Origin of the sequence: Rheinheimera baltica (assembly GCF_030731985.1) — a bacterium.
GTDB classification, from domain to species: domain Bacteria; phylum Pseudomonadota; class Gammaproteobacteria; order Enterobacterales; family Alteromonadaceae; genus Alishewanella; species Alishewanella baltica.
Genome location: NZ_JAPJDY010000004.1, coordinates 367,043 through 390,078, shown reverse-complemented (window position 1 = coordinate 390,078; position 23,036 = coordinate 367,043). Strand labels below are relative to the sequence as shown.

General features: G+C 46.4%; 12 protein-coding genes. 8 read left to right on the top strand and 4 right to left on the bottom strand.

Translation table 11 applies throughout. From position 1 onward, the window contains the following. The 6 genes from ppk1 to ORJ00_RS09120 all read left to right on the top strand — a co-directional run bounded on the left by ppk1 (position 1) and on the right by ORJ00_RS09120 (position 7,600). On the top strand, positions 1-2,121 hold the full coding sequence (gene ppk1, locus ORJ00_RS09145) for a polyphosphate kinase 1 (protein WP_306139639.1): 2,121 nt from the start codon (positions 1-3) through the stop codon (positions 2,119-2,121). Then, positions 2,121-3,659 (top strand): Ppx/GppA phosphatase family protein, encoded by a 1,539-nt coding sequence (locus tag ORJ00_RS09140; RefSeq protein WP_027672132.1) that lies wholly within the window; start codon positions 2,121-2,123, stop codon positions 3,657-3,659. Before ppk1 ends, ORJ00_RS09140 begins: the two co-directional genes overlap by 1 nt. Positions 3,660-3,743: 84 nt before the next feature. Next, positions 3,744-5,066 (top strand): amidohydrolase, encoded by a 1,323-nt coding sequence (locus ORJ00_RS09135; RefSeq protein WP_306125687.1) that lies wholly within the window; start codon positions 3,744-3,746, stop codon positions 5,064-5,066. A 9-nt stretch (positions 5,067-5,075) separates the two neighbouring features. Further along, the gene (locus ORJ00_RS09130) at positions 5,076-5,654 is read left to right on the top strand and encodes a DNA-3-methyladenine glycosylase I (RefSeq protein WP_306139638.1); all 579 of its coding nucleotides are present in this window, start codon (positions 5,076-5,078) and stop codon (positions 5,652-5,654) included. A gap of 101 nt (positions 5,655-5,755) precedes the next feature. Next, positions 5,756-6,523 carry a substrate-binding periplasmic protein gene (locus ORJ00_RS09125; RefSeq protein ID WP_306139637.1) on the top strand — a complete coding sequence of 256 codons (768 nt, stop codon included), beginning with the start codon at positions 5,756-5,758 and terminating at the stop codon, positions 6,521-6,523. A 105-nt stretch (positions 6,524-6,628) separates the two neighbouring features. Continuing rightward, positions 6,629-7,600, top strand: coding sequence for a GGDEF domain-containing protein (locus ORJ00_RS09120; protein WP_306139636.1), 972 nt, complete (start codon positions 6,629-6,631; stop codon positions 7,598-7,600). Positions 7,601-7,785: 185 nt separating this feature from the next. On the opposite strand, the gene ORJ00_RS09115 is transcribed toward ORJ00_RS09120, so the two are convergent. After that, positions 7,786-9,630 carry a DUF885 domain-containing protein gene (locus ORJ00_RS09115; RefSeq protein ID WP_306125690.1) on the bottom strand — a complete coding sequence of 615 codons (1,845 nt, stop codon included), beginning with the start codon at positions 9,628-9,630 and terminating at the stop codon, positions 7,786-7,788. A 505-nt stretch (positions 9,631-10,135) separates the two neighbouring features. Between ORJ00_RS09115 and ORJ00_RS09110 the strand changes: the two genes are divergently transcribed. Then, positions 10,136-10,867, top strand: a complete 732-nt coding sequence (locus ORJ00_RS09110) for a FadR/GntR family transcriptional regulator (protein ID WP_027672124.1) — start codon at positions 10,136-10,138, stop codon at positions 10,865-10,867. A 186-nt stretch (positions 10,868-11,053) separates the two neighbouring features. On the opposite strand, the gene ORJ00_RS09105 is transcribed toward ORJ00_RS09110, so the two are convergent. Beyond that, complete coding sequence (locus ORJ00_RS09105) at positions 11,054-13,990, bottom strand: TonB-dependent receptor (RefSeq protein WP_306139635.1); 2,937 nt, start codon at positions 13,988-13,990, stop codon at positions 11,054-11,056. A 498-nt stretch (positions 13,991-14,488) separates the two neighbouring features. On the opposite strand from ORJ00_RS09105, the gene ORJ00_RS09100 reads away from it, so the two are divergent. Continuing rightward, positions 14,489-15,937, top strand: a complete 1,449-nt coding sequence (locus ORJ00_RS09100) for a polysaccharide lyase family 7 protein (RefSeq protein WP_306125692.1) — start codon at positions 14,489-14,491, stop codon at positions 15,935-15,937. 89 nt (positions 15,938-16,026) lie between these two features. Here the strand turns inward: ORJ00_RS09100 and ORJ00_RS09095 are convergent, their stop codons facing one another. Both ORJ00_RS09095 and ORJ00_RS09090 read right to left on the bottom strand, forming a co-directional pair. After that, positions 16,027-19,677: a VCBS domain-containing protein gene (locus ORJ00_RS09095; protein ID WP_306139634.1), complete on the bottom strand. Its 3,651-nt coding sequence runs from the start codon at positions 19,675-19,677 to the stop codon at positions 16,027-16,029. 123 nt (positions 19,678-19,800) lie between these two features. Further along, positions 19,801-22,833, bottom strand: a complete 3,033-nt coding sequence (locus ORJ00_RS09090) for a TonB-dependent receptor (RefSeq protein ID WP_306125695.1) — start codon at positions 22,831-22,833, stop codon at positions 19,801-19,803. Positions 22,834-23,036: the final 203 nt, after the last annotated feature.

Below are 23,036 nucleotides of genomic sequence, written 5' to 3'. Positions count from 1 at the left end.
ATGGAATACATCGACGCTGCAAAAGGCACTGAATTTCCCCTTTACCCAAGAGAATTAAGCTGGTTAGCGTTTAATGGCCGTGTGCTACAAGAAGCGGCCGATGAGCGTAATCCGCCGATTGAACGTTTACGGTTTTTAGGCATTTACTCCAATAATATGGATGAGTTCTTCCGTGTACGGGTAGCCGACGTAAAACGCCGGATACTGCTTAAAAAGTATCAGTCGAGTGAACAAGAAGATGCAGAGGCACTGTTGCAAGAAATCCAACAGCAAGTATTGCAGCTAGGAGCCCGCTTTAACGCCATCTATTTAGACATTCAGTTAGAGCTGCGTAAGCATAACATTGAGCTTATCGATCATTTTAAACTGACTGAATTACAATCGGGCTGGGTACGCAGTTATTTTCGTAATGAAGTGATTAAACACATTTCGCCGATGATTTTATCCGGAGATGAAGTCAGCTTACCCAAAGCACTGGATGACAACACCACTTATTTGATGGTGGAAATGACCGGGGCAGGTAAACCTGAATACGCCATAGTGCAAGTGCCGACAAATGAACTGTCGCGCTTTATCGAATTGCCGCTGCATTTAAATACGCGCAAGAAAAATGGCCACTATCGCCGGCAAATATTGTTGTTGGACGATGTCATCGTGCATTGTATTGCCGACCTATTCTCGGGTTTCTTTGAGTTTGACACTATTCAAGCCTATTCGCTGAAGTTAACCCGCGATGCTGAATACAATATCAGTGACACACTGGACCAGAGCCTGATGGACAAAATGTCCAAAGGTATCCGGCAACGTTTAAAATCTGAACCCGTGCGACTGGTTTATGATGCCGCTATGCCAGAGCAAATGCTTAAAGTGCTTAGTAAACAATTAGGTACCAGCTCCGTTGACTCGCTGATCCCAGGCAGTCGGTATCGCAACTTTAAAGATTTTATTGGCTTTCCTAACATCGGTCACCAGAGTTTAGAGTTTCCAACTTTACCGCCTCTGCAAAGCCCTGAGTTTGAGCAATATCCGACCAGTTTTGATGCGATACGCGCAGGCGACATTATGCTGCACTACCCGTATCATAATTTTGGTTACTTTACCGAGTGGGTGCGCCAGGCCTCATTTGACCCTAAAGTTAGCCATATTAAAATGACAATGTATCGGGTTGCCAAGCACTCCCGGGTAATACATTCGTTGTTAGATGCCGTTCGCAATGGCAAAAAGGTTACTGTTGTTGTTGAACTGAAAGCCCGGTTTGATGAAGAGAACAATATTAATTGGGCCCGTAAAATGACCGAGGCCGGCATTCAGGTTGTTTTTGGCTTAACCACATTAAAAATACACTCTAAGCTCTGCCTGATTAGCCGCCTGGAAAAAGGCAAGCTAGTGCAATATGGTCATATTGGAACCGGTAACTTTAATGAGAAAACCGCACGCATCTACACCGACATGAGTTTATTCACCTGCCATCAGGAAATTACCGCAGAGATTGGCCAGGTGTTTGAGTTTATTGAATACAGCTACCGGCCTTATCAGTTTAAACACTTGATTGTCTCACCAACATGGAGCCGGCCTCGACTCATCCAACTGATCCAGCGAGAAATTGACTTTGCTATTAGTGGGCGCAAAGCGGAAATTTTTCTCAAGATCAATAACCTGGTTGACCAACAAATTGTTGAATTACTCTACCGAGCCAGTCAGGCTGGGGTAAAAATTCGCATCATTGTACGCGGAATGTGTTCGTTAATGCCCGGCATTAGCGGTAAAAGCCAGAACATTAAAATTATTTCTGTATTGGACCGTTTCTTAGAACATGCCCGGGTATATGTGTTTCATAACGGTGGCGAAACAGACGTTTACTTGTCGTCAGCCGATTGGATGACGCGCAATATCGACCAGCGGGTTGAAGTTGGCGTACCCATTTACGATGTGCGTATAAAGCAGCAGGTGCTAGACACCTTAGATATACAGTGGCGGGACAACGTAAAGGCACGTATCATTGATGCTAAACAAAGCAACACCTATGTTAAACGCGGCAATAAGCGCAGTATCCGCTCGCAGCAGCAGATCTATGATTATTTCGCTCGGCAGCAACAGCAAAATAGCGATAGCGGACTTTAATGAACGACACGGTACTTAATGCTGAACGCCTTGATAATCAAGCCTATATGGCTGCTGTAGATCTTGGTTCAAACTCATTTCACATGGTGATAGCTCGGGTTGTAGATGGTGACATTCAATTGCTCCACCGCGAGAAGCAAAAGGTACAGTTAGCTGAAGGTTTAAATGAGCAACTGGTGCTAAGCGAAGAAGCTATAGAACGCGGCTTAATGGTACTGGCGCAGTTTGCCGACACATTAAAACCTTTTGCGCCGCAATCGGTAAGGGTTATTGCCACTTATACCTTACGCCGTGCAAAAAACACCGCAACCTTTTTGCGCCGGGCTAAAACCGTATTCCCTTTTCCTATAGAGGTCATTTCTGGTCAGGAAGAAGCACGATTTATTTATCAGGGTGTGGCACATTTCGAGCATTTCAGCGGCCGTCGCTTGGTCATCGACATTGGTGGTGGCAGTACAGAATTCGCCATTGGTGAGGGGTTACAACCCTTGCGTTTAAGTAGCCGTAATATGGGCTGCGTCAGTTATGGCATGCAACATTTCCCGCAGGGCCGTATTAGCGAAAAACGCTTTAGCCGTGCTATTTTGCAAGCAGAACAAGAGCTTGAACCTATAGTCAGTAGCTTCAGAGCGGCGGGCTGGCAGCAAGCGGTCGGCACGTCAGGTACGGTTAAAACTATCCGCGACATTATAGTTGGTTTAGGTTTTAGCACTAACGCGCTGGAATTAGCGCATTTAATGGCATTAAAAGCTCATTTGGTGGAGCAAGAAAACAGCTATCAACTTGATTTACCCGGCCTAACCGATGATCGCAAATTACTGCTGTGTTCTGGATTGGCGATTTTAATTGCCGCCTTTAATCTGCTGCAAATTGAACAAATGGTCTATACCGACGCAGCTCTTCGTGAAGGCGTGTTATACGAAATGAGCGACCGGCTACAGCATCTAGATATTCGCGAAAACAGCGTCGCCAGCATGCAACGGCGATACGATGTTGATATGACACAAGCCGAACGGGTTAGCCAAACTGCATTAACTTTATTTAGCCAGGTGCGTGAGCAATGGCAACTAACCGATGAAGACGCCACTCTACTTGGCTGGGCCGCTACGCTCTATGAAGTGGGTTTACACATTAACTCGTCCGGCGTACAAAAACACTCAGCTTATATTTTGCAAAATGCCAACCTACCCGGCTTTAATCAGGAGCAGCAGCAACTTATTGCTACATTAGTGCGTTTTCACCGGCGAAAAATACGCGCCGATGAGATCCCGGCATTTAGTTTGTATCAGTTACCACAGGTAATTTATCTGCTGGTACTGCTGCGTATTGCTGTGCTGCTAAATCAAAAAAGACGCAATGATTTATTACCAGAATTAATAGCCACCGGCAGCAGCCAATCTTTACAATTGCATCTTCCCGCGGACTGGTTAGCTCAACAAACCTTATTGACCGCAGATTTACAACTGGAACAAAAAGCACTAAAAAAAATTGCCTTTGTGCTGGATTGCCCGGGTTTAGCAGAAGTAAATCCGGGTTAAATATTTCTATCCTCATTTTAGCCAGCTTGGTTTTTTTGATATTAACGCTTAAGGTAGTAACTCATTATTAGTATTGGAGCCGTTATGCACCTTTCGTTAATCAGTTTGGCCTTATTGCCACTATTATTTAGTACTCAGGCTACGGCCCAAACCCAAGCAGAAACTAAAGCGACGCTAAGTAAGCAAATTGAACAGGTAATGCCCAAAGTGATTAGCTGGCGGCGTGATATTCACCAGCATCCGGAGCTGTCTAACCGCGAAGTGCGCACGGCGGCCAAGGTGGCGGCCCACCTGGAAAAGCTTGGTTTAGAAGTACGTACCGGCATTGCTCATACCGGTGTGGTGGGTATTTTAACTGGCGGCAAACCCGGCCCTGTGGTGGCACTGCGCGCCGACATGGACGCACTACCGGTTACTGAACAAACCGGTTTAGCCTTTGCATCAAAAGCGGTAAGCGAATTTAACGGCCAGCAAACCGGTGTGATGCACGCCTGCGGACATGACGCACATGTAGCCATGCTGATGGGCGCGGCTGAGGTATTGGCGAAACAGCAAGCCGATATTACCGGTACTATTATGTTTGTATTTCAGCCCGCTGAAGAAGGCCCGCCAGCTGGTGAAGAGGGCGGCGCAAAAATGATGCTGGCTGAAGGTTTATTTGCAAACCCTACCCCATCAGCCATTTTTGGCTTGCATGTGTGGCCCGGTGAGCCAGGGCAATTACAGGTAAAAACTGAAGGTATTATGGCCGCGGCAGACAGCTTTCAAATTACCGTTAAGGGCAAGCAGGTACATGGTTCATCACCATGGCGCGGCATCGACCCAATCAATGTTACCGGCCAGCTAATTAACGCTATTAACCTGATACCGGCGCGGCAGATAGATGTTACCAAAGCACCCGCTGTAGTGTCATTTGGTCAGGTACATGGTGGTATTCGCTGGAATATTATTCCCGATGACGTAAAACTGGAAGGCACCATTCGCACCTTTGACAGCGAAATGCGTGAAGACTTAATCGCCCGCATGGCCCACACCAGCGAACATATCGCCAAAGCCAGCGGTGCTGAAGCGGATTTTCATGTGCATAACTTTGCTGCCGTGACCTGGAACGACCCGGCATTGACCGACTGGGCCATGCCAAGCTTAGCATGGGCTGCCGGCGATAAAGGCGTTGCCGCGATAAAACCCATTACCGGCGCAGAAGACTTTTCGTTTTACCAGCAACAAATACCCGGTGTATTTTTCTTTTTAGGTATATCGCCGGACGGCAAGCCACTGAGCGAAGTCCCGCCGAACCATTCACCGATGTTTGATGTTAACGAAGACGCCTTGGTAAACGGCGTGCGGGCATTAACCGGCTTAGCATTAGATTACTTAGCCAATCCACCACATGCTGCCAAAGATTAAGGACAGATTATGACTGAACTGTGCCGTTGCCATTGGGTCGACGTAACCAAGCCGGACTATGTTACTTACCATGACACCGAATGGGGCGTACCGGTGTATGACGATAATAAGCTCTTTGAGTTTTTAACCTTAGAAGCGGCCCAAGCGGGACTAAGCTGGTACACGGTGCTAAAAAAACGCGATAACTACCGTGCTGCTTTTGCCAATTTTGACCCGGTAAAAGTAGCGGCTTTTGATGAAGCCAAAGCGGCAGAGCTGCTGCAAAACCCCGGCATTATCCGTAACCGCTTGAAAGTGGCTGCGGCCATAAATAACGCAGCACGCTTTTTAGAAGTGCAGACCGAGTTTGGCAGCTTCAGCGCCTACCAATGGCAGTTTGTTGGTGGCACACCGCAGCAAAACAGCATTGCCAGGCCTGAGGATTACCGCGCCACCAGCCCGGAGTCTGACGCCTTTAGCAAAGATTTAAAAAAGCGCGGCTTTAAGTTTGTCGGCTCAACTATTATTTACGCCCATATGCAGGCATGCGGCATGGTCAATGATCATCACAATAATTGCTTCCGTCATCAAGCTGTCGCCGCTTTATAAGGTTGCAATTGGGGTTAGTTAAAAGTTTTTTTTCTTATATTGTAACTTTTTGTTACCATCCAAAGGCGACAAACACCTGCTAGGTCAACGGATGTAATTTGATGAAAATCTGCACTGCGCTGCTCTTCGTTTTATTTCCTTGGTTTAGCCAGGCAAAAACCGTGTTTTCGGTATGCTATGAAGGCTCGGGCATGGAGCCATTTATCAGCGCTGGCATCGATGGCAGCCAGCCTATGGGTTTCCTGGTTGAGATGCTAAATGCGGCAGCGGCCCCCTTGGAAATCACCTTGCAGTACCAACAAGCGCCATGGCTTAGATGCCAAAAAATGGTACAAGAAAATCAGCTAAATGCCACCTTGGCAATGATTTGGTCACCCGAGCGCGCGTTACTGTATCGCTTTCCAGACCAGCAAAGCGGTACTGAGCTGTCAAATCGCTATCTATGGCAGGCTGAATATCCGGTATTGCATACTGTCGATAAACCCTTCTCGCTAGCACAATATCAACCTCAGTTTGGCATTAGTGCACCGCTGGGATACATTGTCGAACAATGGCTACAGCATAAAGGTTGGCTTAGCCCTTACAAGTTTACGCCGGACGAAGGCCTGAAAATGGTTGCTGAAGGAAAACTGGATGGGTATAGCGTCGAACGTCTTATAGGGCGCTATCAACTACAACAGCTAGGCCTTACCGGCAAAGTGGCTGTCAGTGACGATAACTTATTAGTTAAAAATTGGCATATCGTCTTCAACCCGGACTTTTATGCCAATAACACTGAGCTGGTCGAGCAGTTTTGGTTTAACCTTATCGCCGCCAGAAAACATCTGGAGGCGACTTTCCCTCAAACCCAAACCACATCACCGAATTAACACCTCAAGCTGCTGGCTAAACAAAACTTTCCGTAGAGATATCATGCCTTTTTTGCTTTTTTAGCTAAGCTGATTACTTATATGTTGTTATAACAGGGAATATGAATGGGACTGGTAAATGATTTTCTTAACGGTGACTTTATGCCGCATGGTCACTGTTTATTATGGCGTACCGATTTACTTATCTTGCATGTGGGTGGCGATATATTAACGTTTGTTGCCTATATGCTCATTCCTATTGCGCTGATTCGATTAGTCCGGGCACGCGATGATCTGCATTTCGGTTGGATTTTCCTCATGTTTGCCGGTTTTATTTTCTTTTGCGGTGCCACTCATTTACTCGGGGTTATTAATGTATGGCACGGTTATTACTATATTCATGGCGTGGTTAAAAGCGCTACCGGCCTTATATCCATTACTACCGCGGTTTTACTTTGGTACCTGTTGCCCTATGCGATAAATCTGCCCAGCAAACGGCTGTTACAGTCAAAAATTGTCCAGTTAACTGCAGTCGAAACTCAATTAGCCGAGTCTAACCAGCGTTTAGAAGCTGAAGTGAGCAAACGCACGGCCCAATTAGAAAAAATGGCGACAACTGACGAATTGACAGGCTTGTTTAACCGGCGCGAGATTTTACGCTTGTTAGAACTAGAAATATCGCGCAGTGTCCGCCAGCAAAGTACGTTAAGTATCATGATGCTGGATTTGGATGACTTTAAAGCGATAAATGACAACTACGGCCATCTCACTGGCGACCAAACGCTAAAGCATGCCGCTGAGTGTTTTAGTCGAATTGTACGTAAAACAGATTTTATCGGTCGAATTGGTGGAGAAGAGTTTCTAATTGTACTGCCTGATACGCCTGCAGCCAGTGCAGTAGCGCTGGCAGAACGGATCAGAGAAGCCAAACAATGCGCTACAGAGCAAAGCACAATACCAGCTTGTACCGTTAGTATTGGTGTAGCGCAATGCGCTGCGACTGACGATCAACAAAGCCTGATCCAACGCGCAGATGAATGTTTGTATCAAGCAAAAGCCGCAGGGAGAAATTGTGTACGCCAAGTAGCACAGCAATAAGGCATTTCTATCTAGCAGGTATAACAGGAAGACGATGACCACTTCTATGCAAATGGCGAAGTGCGCTTTGGTAAACATTTACCGGATGTTTTTTGGAGTTTGAACAACACGCTTCAAATGAGTGAGGATGTAAAAAGGCCAGTGAGCGATAAGCATCACCAGCCTTATTTCGTAAACGGGATTATTTAGGCTTTTTTGCTCACAATCCAGCGATCAATTTTCTGCTCTAAAATGGCAAGAGGGATACCGCCTGTATTGAGAACCTGCTCATGGAACTGGCGAATATCAAAGTTTTTACCTAAGGCTTTTTCAGCTTTTGCGCGCAGCTGTTGTATTTTCAGCGCCCCCACCTTGTAAGACAAAGCTTGGGACGGAATAGCGATGTAGCGTTCAACTTCAGCTACCACTTCTGTGCGTGTCATGCCAGAATTGTCCAACATAAAATCAATGGCTTTTTCACGGCTCCAACCTTTAGCGTGTAGACCTGTGTCGACCACTAAGCGCATCGCGCGTAATTGCTCGTCTTGCAATGTGCCATAACGATTCCACGGGTCTTTAAAAAAGCCCATTTCATAGCCAAGGGTTTCAGAATAGAGCGCCCATCCTTCACCGAAAGCCGGTAGGAAGCTAAAACGCATAAACGACGGTAATGCGTCATTTTCCTGCGCCAGGCTTACCTGAAAGTGATGACCTGGCGCGCCCTCGTGAAGATACAAGGTAACATTGCCTGTAGTCAGTCTGCTGGGTAAATCATAGGCGTTAAAATAGAACACACCTGCGCGTGAGCCATCTGGCGTACCTGGTTGGTATGAACCACCGGCGCTAAACTGCTCAATAGCCGGGTCATAGGGCTTAATTTCCAGCTTTGACTTGGGCAATAGCGAGAAGTATTCACCAATTTTCTCATCAACTTCGCGGCCTATTTTATAGTAGCTTTGCGTAAGCGCTTCACGGCTTTCAGGCTTAAACTTCGCATCGGTGCGCACGTAATCGAAGAACTCGTTTAACGTGCCGGCAAACTTCACCTCTTTCATTATTTCAAGCATATCGCTTTTAATACGCTTCACTTCTTCCAGGCCAAGCTTATGCAGTTCGTCTGGCGTCATGGGCAAGGTTGTTGAGGCTTCTACCATAAGTTGGTACAGTTTTTCACCGCCCTTCATTTGGCTTAAGCCAACCGTTTCGCGGGCTACCGGTAAATATTCATCCCGCAAGAAGTCACGCATGCGCATGTTAGCGTCATAAATAGCCTGTGTTGCCACTTCATAGTCTTTTGTTAAGCGCGCCTTTTGCTCTTCGGTAAAGCTTTCTGGAAACAGGTTGATAGGCCCCCAGTATTGCGATTCTTTTAATGGAATTTCAAGCTGGGTATCGAACTGCTTAATAACACGATCAATAGTTAGCTTCGTTTCAAACACGCCGGTTTTCATCCCTTCACGGAATTTATCAATCGCACGCTCAGAAATGGCAATGTAATCTTCATGACGCGATAAATTGTTGTCGTAATCCTCTACGGTTTTAAAAGGTGCCGCCCCTTTTCCGCTGGCAAAGGTTGGGTAAAATGTATGGAAACCGCTGAAATGATTAACCGGGCGTACTTCGGTCAGAGCTCGAATTTCATCTGTAGACATTTCAAGTGCACGTTCTTGATTGTATTTGAACACGTCATAAGCAAGCTTATCGGTGTCACTTAGCTTAGTTATGTCAATCTGCTTAAGCTCAGACAAATTCAATAATGTATTCGTTTTGGCGGCAAAACTATGCGCATCGGTAAGAAAGTCACCCAATCTATCGGCTCTTCGCATATCGCCACGAAATAAGCCCATAACCGGATTAAGTGCCAAATTACGCTCATCTGACGCCGCAAAAATAGCGAACAAACGGTCATGCTCACTTTGCACTACCTGCTTTGTTGCGCTCTTAGCTAGATGCTCAGTTTTTCCTGCCGCATGCTCATGTGCCATTATTGACGCACTGCCTAGCGCTATGGCTACAGCGCTACTTACTAATAACATGTTCAATGTTTTCATCAGTTATCCTTGATTGTCAGGTTGCACCCTGCTGTTGTTTTTATTCTTATTTTACGGCACTAACTTATGCCCAAATATTTAGGTAGCCATAACGCGCATACCAGCACGAGTTATGAAAAAATAACAGGGTTAACTGTAGGTTGGATAAGCATTAAGTGCTACACGCAAACCATTTCAAGCTGTTACTAAGTGTGTCAGTAAATTTGACTATGCTACATTAAACGCTAAATGGATAAATTTAATAAAATGATTTCATCCCAGAAAAAACAGAACCAGGAATTTTCTTTAATCGATACGCCCTCGTCCCAAAACCAATTTGAAAACCAAAAAAAAATATTTTATCTTACCAATTAAGATTAAAATTGATTACCAATTAGAACTTTCCGCTATGAGAAGCTATCATAGCGGAACAGGATGCCAGACTTTTGCGAAGCTCTACAGGTTCAGGGTACAATCGGTGTAAGTACATGTATTACCAATGGCAAGACTTAAAGGGATACCAATCATGAAGAAACGCAGACGTTTCTGGACAGTTGTTGAAAAGTTAGAAGCTTTGATAGACAAAGGCGTTTACCCTGCAGGGAGCCGCCTTCCAGCTGAACGAGAGCTTGCCGAGGCATATGATGTCAGCCGTCCGACCATACGCGAAGCAATCATCGCACTGGAAGTCAGAGAGAGAGTGGAAGTAAAAACAGGATCAGGCGTATATGTCACTGACTTTGCTGGATCAGACTCTTCACTCAAGTCCATCAGCGCATTTGAACTCACTCAGGCCCGTGCATTGGTAGAAGCAGAAGCGGCAGCTTTAGCCGCAGCCACCATCCGGGAAACCGAGCTTTCAGCTCTTAAGCAGGCGCTGGATGATATGTCGTCTGCAGAAAAGGCAGATGAGGCTGATCAACGATTCCACGAGATCATTTCCAGAGCAACACGTAACAATGCCATTGTCATGTCTATTAACAACCTTTGGAAAGTCAGACGGAATGAGCCGCAAGTGATTGCCGCTTATAAGGATGTATGCTCGCAGGGTATAGAGCAACGGATCAAAGAACATACCGCTATTTATGACGCCATTGCCAAACGTGACTCATCAGCGGCAAGAAAAGCCATGCATAATCATTTTAACCGTCTGATCAACGCATTGTTCGAGGCAAGCGAAGCAAAAGCGTTAGAGGAGATCAAACGTAAAACGGATGAGACCCGGGGTTTGTATTCTATTTCTCACCTGACTAAGTAAAAACTGTTTGCGTAACCCAGTCCACATCTGGAACGGTTTTTTCCTGACAACAGGCTCTGACACAGGGCCTGTTTTTTTCTTGCTACATACAAAAAAAGCAAGCCATCAGGCTTGCTTCAATAAATGCATCTACTTTGAGATTGCCAGAACCGGTTGTCTAAGACAACCAGCCGCTGGCAAGTTGAATTAAAACCTATAGCTGGCACCAAAGGTTATCCGACGGTCGGTTAACCCCTGGAAGCAAAGCAGTGCGCCTTCATTAACACAAGATTGGCGAACATCAGATTCCGTCAGGTTAACGGCTTCAATGCCAACATTGAGCTGATCGTTTACGTCATAACTGATACTGGCATTGAGCTGGCCTCTGTCTTCCTGTACAACAGGGAAGCCCCAGGGATAACTTGATGTGCTGCCAAAATCGTTTGAGCGAAACCCTTCACGCCATGTATAACGCATCCGGGCAGACAAGCCATATTTTTCGTAATACAAGGTAAAGTTGTAGGCATTTTCAGATAAATTGAGTAAGCCCTGAACGGCAGTAACGTTCAGTGAACCTGTACCACCTGTTGAAGCAGCAAAGACCTGACTAGGACGACTGGCGGAGGTATTGACCGCCTCACCACCAGAAAACTCCTGAATGGTATAGTTTGCCACCACACCAAAACCAGATGCCCAGCCCAGCTCGTCTTCGAAAGCAGACAGGTCATACTGGAATGCCATTTCGATGCCTTTTTGCGTGGTGTCTTTAGTGTCATTAATGATACTGGAGAATGGAACACAAACACCGACGTCAGAACTTACCGGACCAAACACGTTGATCAGGGCAATGGGGTTCCAGATCCCGCCCTGCTCACACACCGGACCAATAATGTCGCGATATCCAGTGACAGGCTCTGAATATGGATCATCTTGTTGACCCACATGTACATCCTTACGTGTTTTGTGGAAATACCCGATACTGACAACTGCGGCCTCAGCAAAATACCAATCGGCAGAAATATCAAAAGAGGTGACCACTTCGGGTTTTAAGTAAGGGTTGCCACCGGCTACCGGCGGATTGGGGCTAGTGCTGAATGTATAAGAACTTGAAAGGTCACTAAAATTCGGACGACGTATATCCTTACCATAAGCGGCGCGCAGCACCAGATCGTCGGTGATATCGGCGGCCAGGTTAATCCGCGGCAGCACAAAACTGTAATCACTTGAGGTGGTTTCAGCGACGACGTCTCCGTTCACGCTGCGGTTCCCGGTTGAATCAAGATCGGTTTTGATATAGCGCACCCCAAGATTACCGCGGAACATGCCAGCTTCAAAATTTGCCTGAGCATACAGTGCGTTGGTTGACTCACTGATATCATAAAAACCCGCAACCGATGACGTTGGTGTATTCAGTGGTTTTGAACCGCCATGGGCCGTAATGGCGTTAGCCAACGCAGTAAATACCCGTTCAGGATCAGAGCCTACCAGCGCCGGATTCACCAGCAGAAAATCTTTAACATAGAGCGATCTACCATCTGCGGCATTAAAGTTAGCAGGCCCGGTTGTCAGGATATCAGCAAACATATCGCCACTGGGAGAATCCGCCATCCTGGACAAACTGACATTTGAGCCCACGACGTTGGACACACTGGACGTCTTGTTATAGCGGTAGCCTACGTCAAGCGTAGTAAAAATTGACATATTCAAATCGTAACTAAGATCAATACGCGCGGCATCTTCGGTATTTTCGTTGGTATTATTTGCGACTGCCACCGCTTGCAACCTGTAGTTGGCTGGGTCGAGCAAATCAGCGGGGGCGGGGGCATTCTCTGCGCCAAATGCAATCCCGAAGGCCAAAGCACCACCACTTAAGTCATACTCAAACGGTGTACCGTTATCGTTAGCAGAACCAATTGCCGCATTGGGATTGACAAAGTTAAGTGTGGTATCAATTCTGGGGGTCGCAGAATCAGATGAAGATGAGGATATCTCGGCACTTATTTTATAATTATCCCCCAGATATTCCCCACCTAGCCGGAATATTTTGCTCTTGGTGGACCGGGAACTGGTGTCACTGGATAAGCGTAAATTGCCGTCTGAACCGTCAGACTGAACCGGAATGATGCCTTTAAGGGCGGCTTGGATGCTACCAAGATCGACGCCATCTAAAGCGCCAAAATCAATCGTTTCAAATTCAGTGGGAACCGAGACACCAATAAGATCGCTCACCCCGGACGCCTGAACCCTTGAACTCTCCTCCCGGCGATCCTGATCATTTACAATCGCATCAAACCAAAATTTGCTGCTGCTGTTTGGCGCCCACTCAAAAGAACCGGCAAAATTCTTCGTCTCATATTCAAAATTATCGTAATCCTGGATCAAAAACTGAATGGGCAGATAATGGAAACTTTGCGCGCTTGCTAAACCGCTGTCAGAACGCACCAGATTGTCACGGTCAGCCCGGGGGCGAAATGCAGTGACATCTTGTTCAGCGTAGCTACCACTAATGACAACACCAAACTTACCATGGTCATTTTCCCAATTATCACCAAAGGTTCCTGACAAGCGCGGTTTTACGCCATCGGTGGATAAACTGCTGTCTTCACCCTGAACTCTGAATGCTGCCAGCGTTTCACTTAACTCAAGTGGGCGAATAGTTCTTAAGTTAATTGTTCCACCTACAGAGCCTTCAATTGTTTTTGCTTGTGGCGCCTTTGTTACCTCTACAGCTGCAATAATCGATGCAGAAACATCTTCAAAGTCAATACCACTTCGACCAGCACCCGAGCCCACCGTAGATACACCATTAATTTCAGTTCGGTTTGCATCCGTACCACGAATTTGAACGCCGGTACCGACACCCGCCGAGCGGGTAATCTGAACACCAGTAATATTTTCGAGTACTTCCGCCAGGTTTTGATCGGGTAACTTACCGATATCTTCAGCTTTAATAACTTCGACTAAGCTGGCCGCAGAACGCTTTTCGGCCAACGCATTTGTCAAAGAACTTCTGATCCCTAATACCTCGATGATTTCGATATCTGTCGGCTCTGTCTCTGGCTGTTGTGCGTTAGCAGTGAACGCGATACCCAGCGCCGTTGTAGACAGTATTGCCAAGCTTATTTTTGATAGTGTGTGCCTCATCCTTTTTCCCCGTCTGACATTAAACACAAATTAAATTTGAAGCCAAAACTGCAACCTCAAATTTTCCTCCCCCGAGCCTGAGCGCCAATATTCTGAAAAGAATAACTCCCGGCAGTTTTATTATATTGCTTTATGTTTACACCCAGTTGAGATATTGGTCAACCCATTGGTTGCATTTTTGGCTGACAATTTTGTGTTACCAATAAGGAGAGGGGATAATGTTAAGATAAAAAAGACAGATAAAACAAACTACAATATTGTTTTATACAAAGTTAAATGACTATTCGAAGTATCTTGATGAGACATTAATATTGGATAGTCCATACTAGCTATCGATGGTAAGCTGGTTTAAATATAGTGCCAGCATCCACCAGGAAAATATTTTGGTCAACCAATTATAGGTTGATAGTAATTAATTTCAATGCGGTAAGTGGGACCAGGAATACCACAAGGCCAGATGTATACCTGGATCTATTAATCATGATAATAGGAGATGAGATGAGATCTTGTGAGTCAAAAAGAATCCGTCAACTGGGCACACTCGTTATTGCCACAAGCTTAGCATTAGCTGTGACAGCGTGCGGAGGGAGTCGTGACGATAATGCCACAGCCATAATGCCTTCTTTACCTCCTGAAGTCGCTCCACCTGAGCAATGCAGTAATCAGGTGTACCCGATACTCTCTGCCTCGCATGACGCGGAGAATCTGGCATACCCAGCATCCAATGCCATTGATGGCAAAACCTCGTCCCATTCAAGATGGTCAAGTGATGATAACAATGCCGCGCTGACATTGGATTTAGGCAGTAGTAAAACACTGGGAGCACTCACGATTAAGTGGTTTGAAGGTGATAAACGTATCGCCAGATTTTCCGTACAAACATCTAGCGATAACAGCAACTGGAGCACAGTATTATCTGAAGCAGATTCCAGCGGCAGACATAGTGGCTTCGAATTGGTAGAAATTGAGCCAGCACCAGCCCGCTTTATTCAGATAATCGGACTGGGCAATAACCAAAACCGTAATAATGCCATTGTTGAAGTTCAGGCGCATCGTTGCCAGGACGCCGGAGGGAGCTACAGCGAGCGATATCCCAATGAATTGGGTATTGAGTTGATAGACTGGTACCTGAGTATCCCTACTGATGAGGACAATAGTGGCACTGCCGACTCCATTTCGGAAACAGACCTTGCAGACGGTTATACTAATTCTGAGTTTTTTCATGCCTCATCTGATGGCGGCATTGTGATGCGCTCTCCCAGTTATGGCTTTAAAACCTCTGCCAATACCAGTTATGTAAGGGTTGAACTACGGGAAATGTTACGCCGTGGCGACCTTAGAATCAGCACTCAGGGTGTGAATAAAAATAACTGGGTGTTTGGCAGTGCATCAGCGCAGGGAAAAAATAATGCAGCTGGCTTCGACGGTGAACTGAGGGTAACAATGGCGGTCAATCAGGTTACCACCACTGGTGAAAATTATCAGATTGGCCGGGTAATCATTGGTCAAATCCACGCCAATGACGATGAGCCTGTGCGCTTATATTACCGGAAACTGCCAGGAAACGATCGCGGCGCCATCTATTTCGCGCATGAGAGCCGGGTTAAAGACAGCGACGGTGACAACTTTGAAACTTATGTCGACATGATTGGCTCTCGCAGCAACACCGCTGCAAACCCAGTAGAGGGTATCGCCCTGAATGAGGTTTTTAGTTACCACATCAGCGTCAATGTCAACTTACTCACAGTCACAATCAGCCGTGAAGGTAAGGCCGATGTGGTGTCGCATTATGATATGTCTGACAGTCTGTATAATGAGGATGGTCAGTACCATTATTTCAAAGTTGGCGTTTATAACGGTAACAATTCAAGCAACCCCGAAGAATTTGTCCAGGCAACGTTCTATAACATAAAAAACAGTCACATTGGATACTCTGGCAGTGAATAGCCAATAAAATACGAGGCGGGATCACTCCCGCCCCTCTCACCTTGACTCCTTTTATCTCTGAGCGATTACGCAGCAGAGGATAAAAGGGGTTATTCAACCGCTACGATAGCCTCAGACGTTGCTGAGTTATAAGGTGACACAGCGTTGTCAGCATCCAGCGAATCACCCTCTTCATAGGTTTCGAAGTCGTCTGAAAACACCACACTGGTTCCCGCCTTGTCGGCGAATATCACTATGTCATCAACACTAAATATACCTGTCTCGGCTCGTACACCACTATTGTCACCAAACCGGAACGACACGTGAGTCACCCCACCTATAGCATTGTTATCGGGGGTAAAGCCTTCAGCCACAAAACTGACGCCATCAACTTCAACCGTAACCAATGGCGTAACCTCTAAGTTACCATTTGGATATTCCCAGGTGATAACAACATCCATGAAGGTATCTAACACTACGGTGGCCGCCGACGTATCAACACCACCCGGGCTGCGAACTTCAAAGCTATCATCTTTAATACGCAAATCTAAAATCGCGCCATCGTTATTGGTTGCAGAATTGAATAGCGTGATAAACGCATCACCATCACCTAATTCATCATCTAACCGCTTAACAGATGCCGTAATCCGTCCTTGTGCCAGAGGACCATTATCCCCAAGTGCGTATCTTAACTCTCCGGTGTCAGAGGCATCGGTATCACGTATTTCTGCAATCTTATTGCCCGGTGTACCGGGTCCACCAGCGTCACCCACAGACTCAACACTTGCTTCAGACGTTGCTGAGTTATAGGGTGATGCAGGGTTGTCCGTGTCGAGAGAATCACCATCAATGTATGACTCAAAGTCGTCAGAAAACACGACATTGGTTCCAGCCGTGTCAGAGTAAATGAATAAGTCATCAACAGTAAATTTACCTGTCTCTGCCCGTACTCCACTATTGTCACCAAACCGGAACGACACGTGAGTCACACCACCTATAGCATTATTGTCTGGGGTAAAGCCTTCGGCCACAAAACTGACACCATCGACTTCAACCGTAACCAATGGCGTTACCTCTAAGTTACCATTTGGATATTCCCAGGTGATAACAACATCCATGAAGGTATCTAACAATACCGTGGCCGCCGACGCATCGACACCACTTGGGCTGCGAACCTCAAAGCTATCATCTTTAATACGTAGATCTAAAATCGCCCCATCATTATTGGTGGCAGAATTGAATAGCGTGATAAACGCATCACCATCGCCTAATTCATCATCTAAACGCTTAACAGATACCGTAATTCGACCTTGCGCAAGTGGGCCATCGCTCCCAAGCGCATAACGAAGCTCTCCGGTATCACTTGGATCGGTATCAACAATGACTGCGACATTATTGGCGCCACCTGTATCGCCGCCCACACCAGTGATGGTAATCACCAGCTCAGCGGTTGTACCGTCAACAGATTCAATCGTGATCGTATCCGTTTCGCGCTCACCGCTTACCAGCGCAGCAATAACGGCGTTGCTTGTATCAAGCAAGTAAGTCCAAGCCCCGTCTTCCATAATGGCGAATTCGCCAAAGGTGCTGCGGAACGATGCAGGCATAATAAAAGCTTCACCTTCATCCGGATCAACAACAGTAACGGTTCCGGTCAGTGCTGCAGTAGCATTACTTGGAAGGGTCGCGGTTAAGTCAAAGAAGGCTGCTGGTGTCGGTTCGCTAGTACCATCGCCAACATCAAATACCACAACTTCTGAATAGATCGCTAAGTTATAACGACTGCCAACACCATCCAGGGTTTCACCCTCGGCGTAGCTTTCAAAATCATCGGCAAATACGCTGGTGGTGCCCGTAACGTCTGAATAGACGGCGATATCGTCGACATAAAAGGATCCAAAAGGGATCGTTCTGTCATTGTCACCCAATCTAAATTGAACGGCCTTAATACCATCGGCAAACCACTGCTCAATATTAACGAAATCGGGATCAACTACCGCCGCAGTAGTGAAAGACCCTCCACCAATAACTTCATCGTTAATGGTCAGGGTTAATTGCTCAGCGGCATCCAAATCCCAGGTAATCTCAACAGTATAAAATTGCCCTTCAACAAAAGGGGCAGTAACGATCACACCGGGATAAGCGGCACTTTCTGTGTTTCTGACCAAGAAGCGAGGGGCGATCGGCATGCCATTAGCGTCTGTTTGCGAGCCTTGAATTCGCAAATCAATCAACGCCTCACTTGAGCTACCAGAAGAGCCATACAGTGTAATGTAGGCATCTTTAATATTGCCATCACTGCCCAAAGTTTCATCTTTGGCAAACGCAGCACTGAGTTTACCTTTACGTAAATTATTGACACTAAATCTAATTTCACCCGTGTCATTGCCAGTATCTGAAATCTTTACTAACTGCGTCAGCGCAGCAATGCGAATGACGATGTCGGCAGTGGTTCCGTCAAGCGATGTGATAGTCACCGTATCATTCACAGAGTTACCAAGCTCCAGGCTTGCGACCGTTTCGTTGTTAACATCAACGGTATATGACCAATTACCTTGCGCATTGATACTAAAGGTACCAAAGTCGAGCAGCATGGCATTTTGCGCCACAATTTCATCTTCGCCAAAGTTAGGATCAATCACCGTGACTGAACCCGTCAACGGCTCTGTGGCGGTATATTGAATGGTTCCGCTCAACATCCCTTCAATAATGGCCGCGACAGGGGTGTTGTTGTATCCAATTGCCGAGCCAATCACATCAAGCAAAGATGGATTAACGGCATTGGCGATAACTGACACCGTTTGTAAATTTATCTGAGCTGTTTCAAAGGCATCTAGTAACGCCTGTGAAAACGAGCCATCCGCTAAATCAGCCGCAATATCCGCGATTAACATCGCCATATCTTTGCCAGTATTGTCGGCGTCGAGTTGCGACAACAGTGCTAATACCAAGCCATAGCGGTCGGCATCTGTTGCACCAGCTGCGCCCAGATCTACAACGCCAATCTCGGTCGGTAACACAGTTGTAGTATCAAAACGAATACCAAAACGTGCATTGATGACTCGAGCACGCTCAGCAAAGGCGTTTAAGTTGGCACCTGCTGCCTGTACCGCCATTTCCGTCAAAGGCGACACAACATAAGAAGGTGAAGACGTATCTGCAGTGCCTTCCACCACATTCACCACCGACCTCAAAGTAGGCGCTTCCAGCATTAAGCCGGTTGACTCATCTTTGTAAGTACCGCCTGAACACGAAATTAAGCCCGTACCTTCAAAATGCACATTAGTAAAAGTGACGCGGCCCATACTATTGGAGATAGCCGTGGCCTGAGCCGGTGTTGCCGGAACCCCCGTGTCAGTCACAGCAAATATTTCGCAATTTGCGGCGCCAATTGGCCCTTTTACCACATTGGCATTGACATCCAGGGTGGGCAGTATCACAGACGTCGATGCCCCTACGCCTTCTGTAATGCCTTTTTCATCAGTATATCTGGCCGACACAGAGATAATAGAACCTTCATCCGCTTCAGTGATTGTGTATGACGATCCCGTCGTCCCCGTTGACCACTGGTAAACTAGGGTGTCGTTTTTAATGCCGTCGGCATCCGTTACCGATGCCGAGAGGGTGGTGCCTGCGATTAACGTGCCACCACTGATACTGATACTTCCTCTGCTATTGCCAGCCAGTTCGTTATTATCACCACCACCACAACCGACCAAGGCAGTTGCCAAGATGATGGCTATCAGAGACTGTTTAAACATGCTTTCTGCTCCTATTGATTCAGTACTAACAAGTGGCTTAGTTACTGAACAAAAGTAATATAGGTCAATACTCGCGGGCTTCGATTTTCTCCCGCATTCTGATTCAGATCTCTAGTGAATCGATTAGTACTTCAAACTGATACCGGCAAAGAATCGCGGACCATAGTCGTTAACTTCGCCCAAGTTACCCTGCACAAAGAAATCCTGTGATTTGGGTGCACTGAACAGGTTAATCGCTTCCACTTTTACCCGAATATTTTTATTAATGCGGTAAGAGGCGCGAGCTTCCCATACGCCCACTTCATCAACATAACGCAGTCGGGTTCCGTCAGTGGTATAGGGCTGGAAGTATTCACTGCGATACTTGTAAATAAGCGCCGTATCAAAATCGCCGATTTGATAGTAGAGCTGACCACTGAATACATGTTCAGAAAAGCCAGGAACCGAGCCAGGTGGCACAATACCTGCCGTCAATTGACGCGTGGTGCCATCTAAATCGGTAATAAAGGTATCGCCGTATAAGCTGTCTTCAAACTCGAAGTCCGTATCGGCGTAGTTGTAACCCAGCTTAACGCCAAGGCCATTGTCCCAGCGATAGGCTATTGACGCCTCCAAGCCGTACAGGTCACTTTCATTGTCCGTAGTGACCGAATTGGTAATCGGCAAGGTTACCGTCTGACCGTCAACAAGAAAGTCTTCCAATACGGTGCGTTGTTGGAACCCGCCCTGGAATTGTTTGTAATAGAGGCTTAGCGCGAAGATGGAATCTTCGTTAGGATACCATTCAAATGCGACGTCGTAATTCCATGACATCAGAGGCTTGATATTCGGGTTACCTGAACCATTCACGCCGACAAATAAGTCTGTCAAAGACGTTGGCGCTACATCATCATCCGTTTGGAATGTGCGGCTATAACTCATATCACTGGGGTTCGCTCTTGACATGCCGCGGTAAATACCAGCCCGCAGCAAAATGTTTTCACTGTAATCGACGACCAGGTTAAAGCTAGGGAGTATTTCGGTATAACCGCCGCCGCCAGTAATCGACTCTAAAGAATCGCCGGTAACCAGGCTCAGCACCCCTAATTCATTGGTAACAACATCAAAGCTGTTTCTAAAACCAATTGAAGTAACGTCGGTATCAACCAGCCGCACACCAAAATTACCGCGAACAAACTTACCAAACATTTCAGTATCGTAGTTGGCCATCAGATAAGCCGACAGGGTTTTTTCAGTAACATCCTGAGTTCCCGAGTTTTGATACTCAACCTCCGGGTAGGCAAAGCTCCCTCCGACTGAATTCACAAGTGCTTGTGAGAAACAGACATTATCGTAAGTGGCCCATGATGAACCCGTACCACTGGCCACGACGTTACCGTTACTGTCGATGTGGGTAATCAGATTGCCATCAGACACGGAGGATAATAAGTCGGTTTCAGGGAAATTGATCTGACATTGCTGCAACACGTCTAATGCGGATATTACACTTTCATCCAACAATATTTCCGTACGTGAACCACTACCTTGGTTGCCACCAAACTGCACAAAGCTGAGTTCTGACGCTCTCACCCCACCTTGCACACTGGAAAATACATTGCTGTCCAGCGCATATTTGAAGTCCAAGCGTGCAGAAACAATCTCGTTTTCACGCACACCTTCTCTATCAAGACGGGTCCGTAAGCTGTCTGTGAAATTCGAGATGTCGGTCACATCAAAATCAGTGACGGTAATATGCGGGATATACTTGCCCATTTCCCACGCTAAAAAGGGCCGGTCAATCGTTCTGCCCCGGTTAGAAATTTGCAACTCTTCACGTTTGGTTTGCGAGTAACCCAAATCGGCCGTGATCGTTAAGCGGTCACTGAAAAAGTGTTCAACATTCAGGCCGTAACCAACATAATTTTCTTCACGAGAAAATTGCTCGCCGGCGGACTCAAAACGCTCTTCACCTTGCCATTGCAAAATGCCGCCTACCTCATTAACAATAAGATTCTCACCAGTGACACCTGGCGTGACACGTTTTTGCAAGAAGAGTAAGTCATGACGTGCTTCCGCCTGATTACGATCTGATATTTGAACGTCGACGTTAATATCCCAAGCATCGGAAGGGCGATATTGTAAGGCAAAAAACACGGCATCACGCTCATCAGACGTTTCGTTTTGGCGGTAACTACGGCTACTACCCGTCCAAGCGTAAGGCGTACCCGCACTTTGTGCTTCACCCGTCACAGGATTAATCGCGGTTTGATAACCTTGGTTACTGCTACCACTGACCTGATCTTCGCAATCGCCTGCTGAACTGCGGAAAAAACCTTCATTGCTGTTGGTAGGGTCGTTTAAACATGCCCACAAAGAAGCGCCGGTAGGACCTGAACTGCGGTATTCCGCTTCAGGTTGGCTGATATCCTGACGCTGCACGCCAAAAGAAACCCCTAAAGCCTGACCATTATCAAACTCAAATTGGTCAACCAGGCTGAATGTCAGCCGCCCCCCCACGTTGCCGTGTAATGAGTTGTCAATACTCGCTTCATCAGGGTTATAGTTTAGTTTTACTTCCCCCTGAATTTGCTGTTTACCGTAATCCAGAGGCTTAAGCGTTTCTAAGGTAATGACACCGGCCACACCACCTTCGATCAGTGATGCGTCCTGAGTTTTATAAATGGCAACTTTTTGCATTAACTCCGACGGAAATTGTGAGAAGTTAACCGAGCGGTCACCACTGCCATTCGTCGCTTCACGACCATTAATGTGAGTCGCGCTCAAGAAGGGACCTAAGCCCCGGATAGTAATTTCGGTAGCACCGCCATTCTCACGGTGAGACGCTGCACCCGTTATCGACTCTAACGCTTCACCAATAGAAAGTGCGGGCAAATCACCGATATCTGCAGCAGATAAGCCGTCAACGACTGAAGTAGCCTCACGTTTTATGGTAATTTGGTCTTGGATGGTTTTACGGGTACCAACAACCTCAATTACTTCAATATTATCAGCTTTGGTTTTAGATTGATTGTTCGTATCCTGCGCGTTAGCAGCAAAAGCAAAAGAACTGGTCAGAGAGACAATTACTGCCATTTTTACCAATTTTGCAACAGGCGTAAGCCTGAATTGCAGCTCTTGTTTGCTTGTGTCTGCATCATTATCAAATATCAGCGACATATCTAATTCCCCGTTGTCCATTTTCACGATCTTGTTGTTAGGCTTACCTGTTTAATTCAAGTAATGCATTTTTTATGTTTGAAATATAACCAAACCAAACCTACATATCAACCAATTACCAAACTAATAAATTACCAGAACTGATTACCAATTAAAAAGAGATAGATAAAGGAAGCAAAATCTCAACCAGTTATAAACCGAAA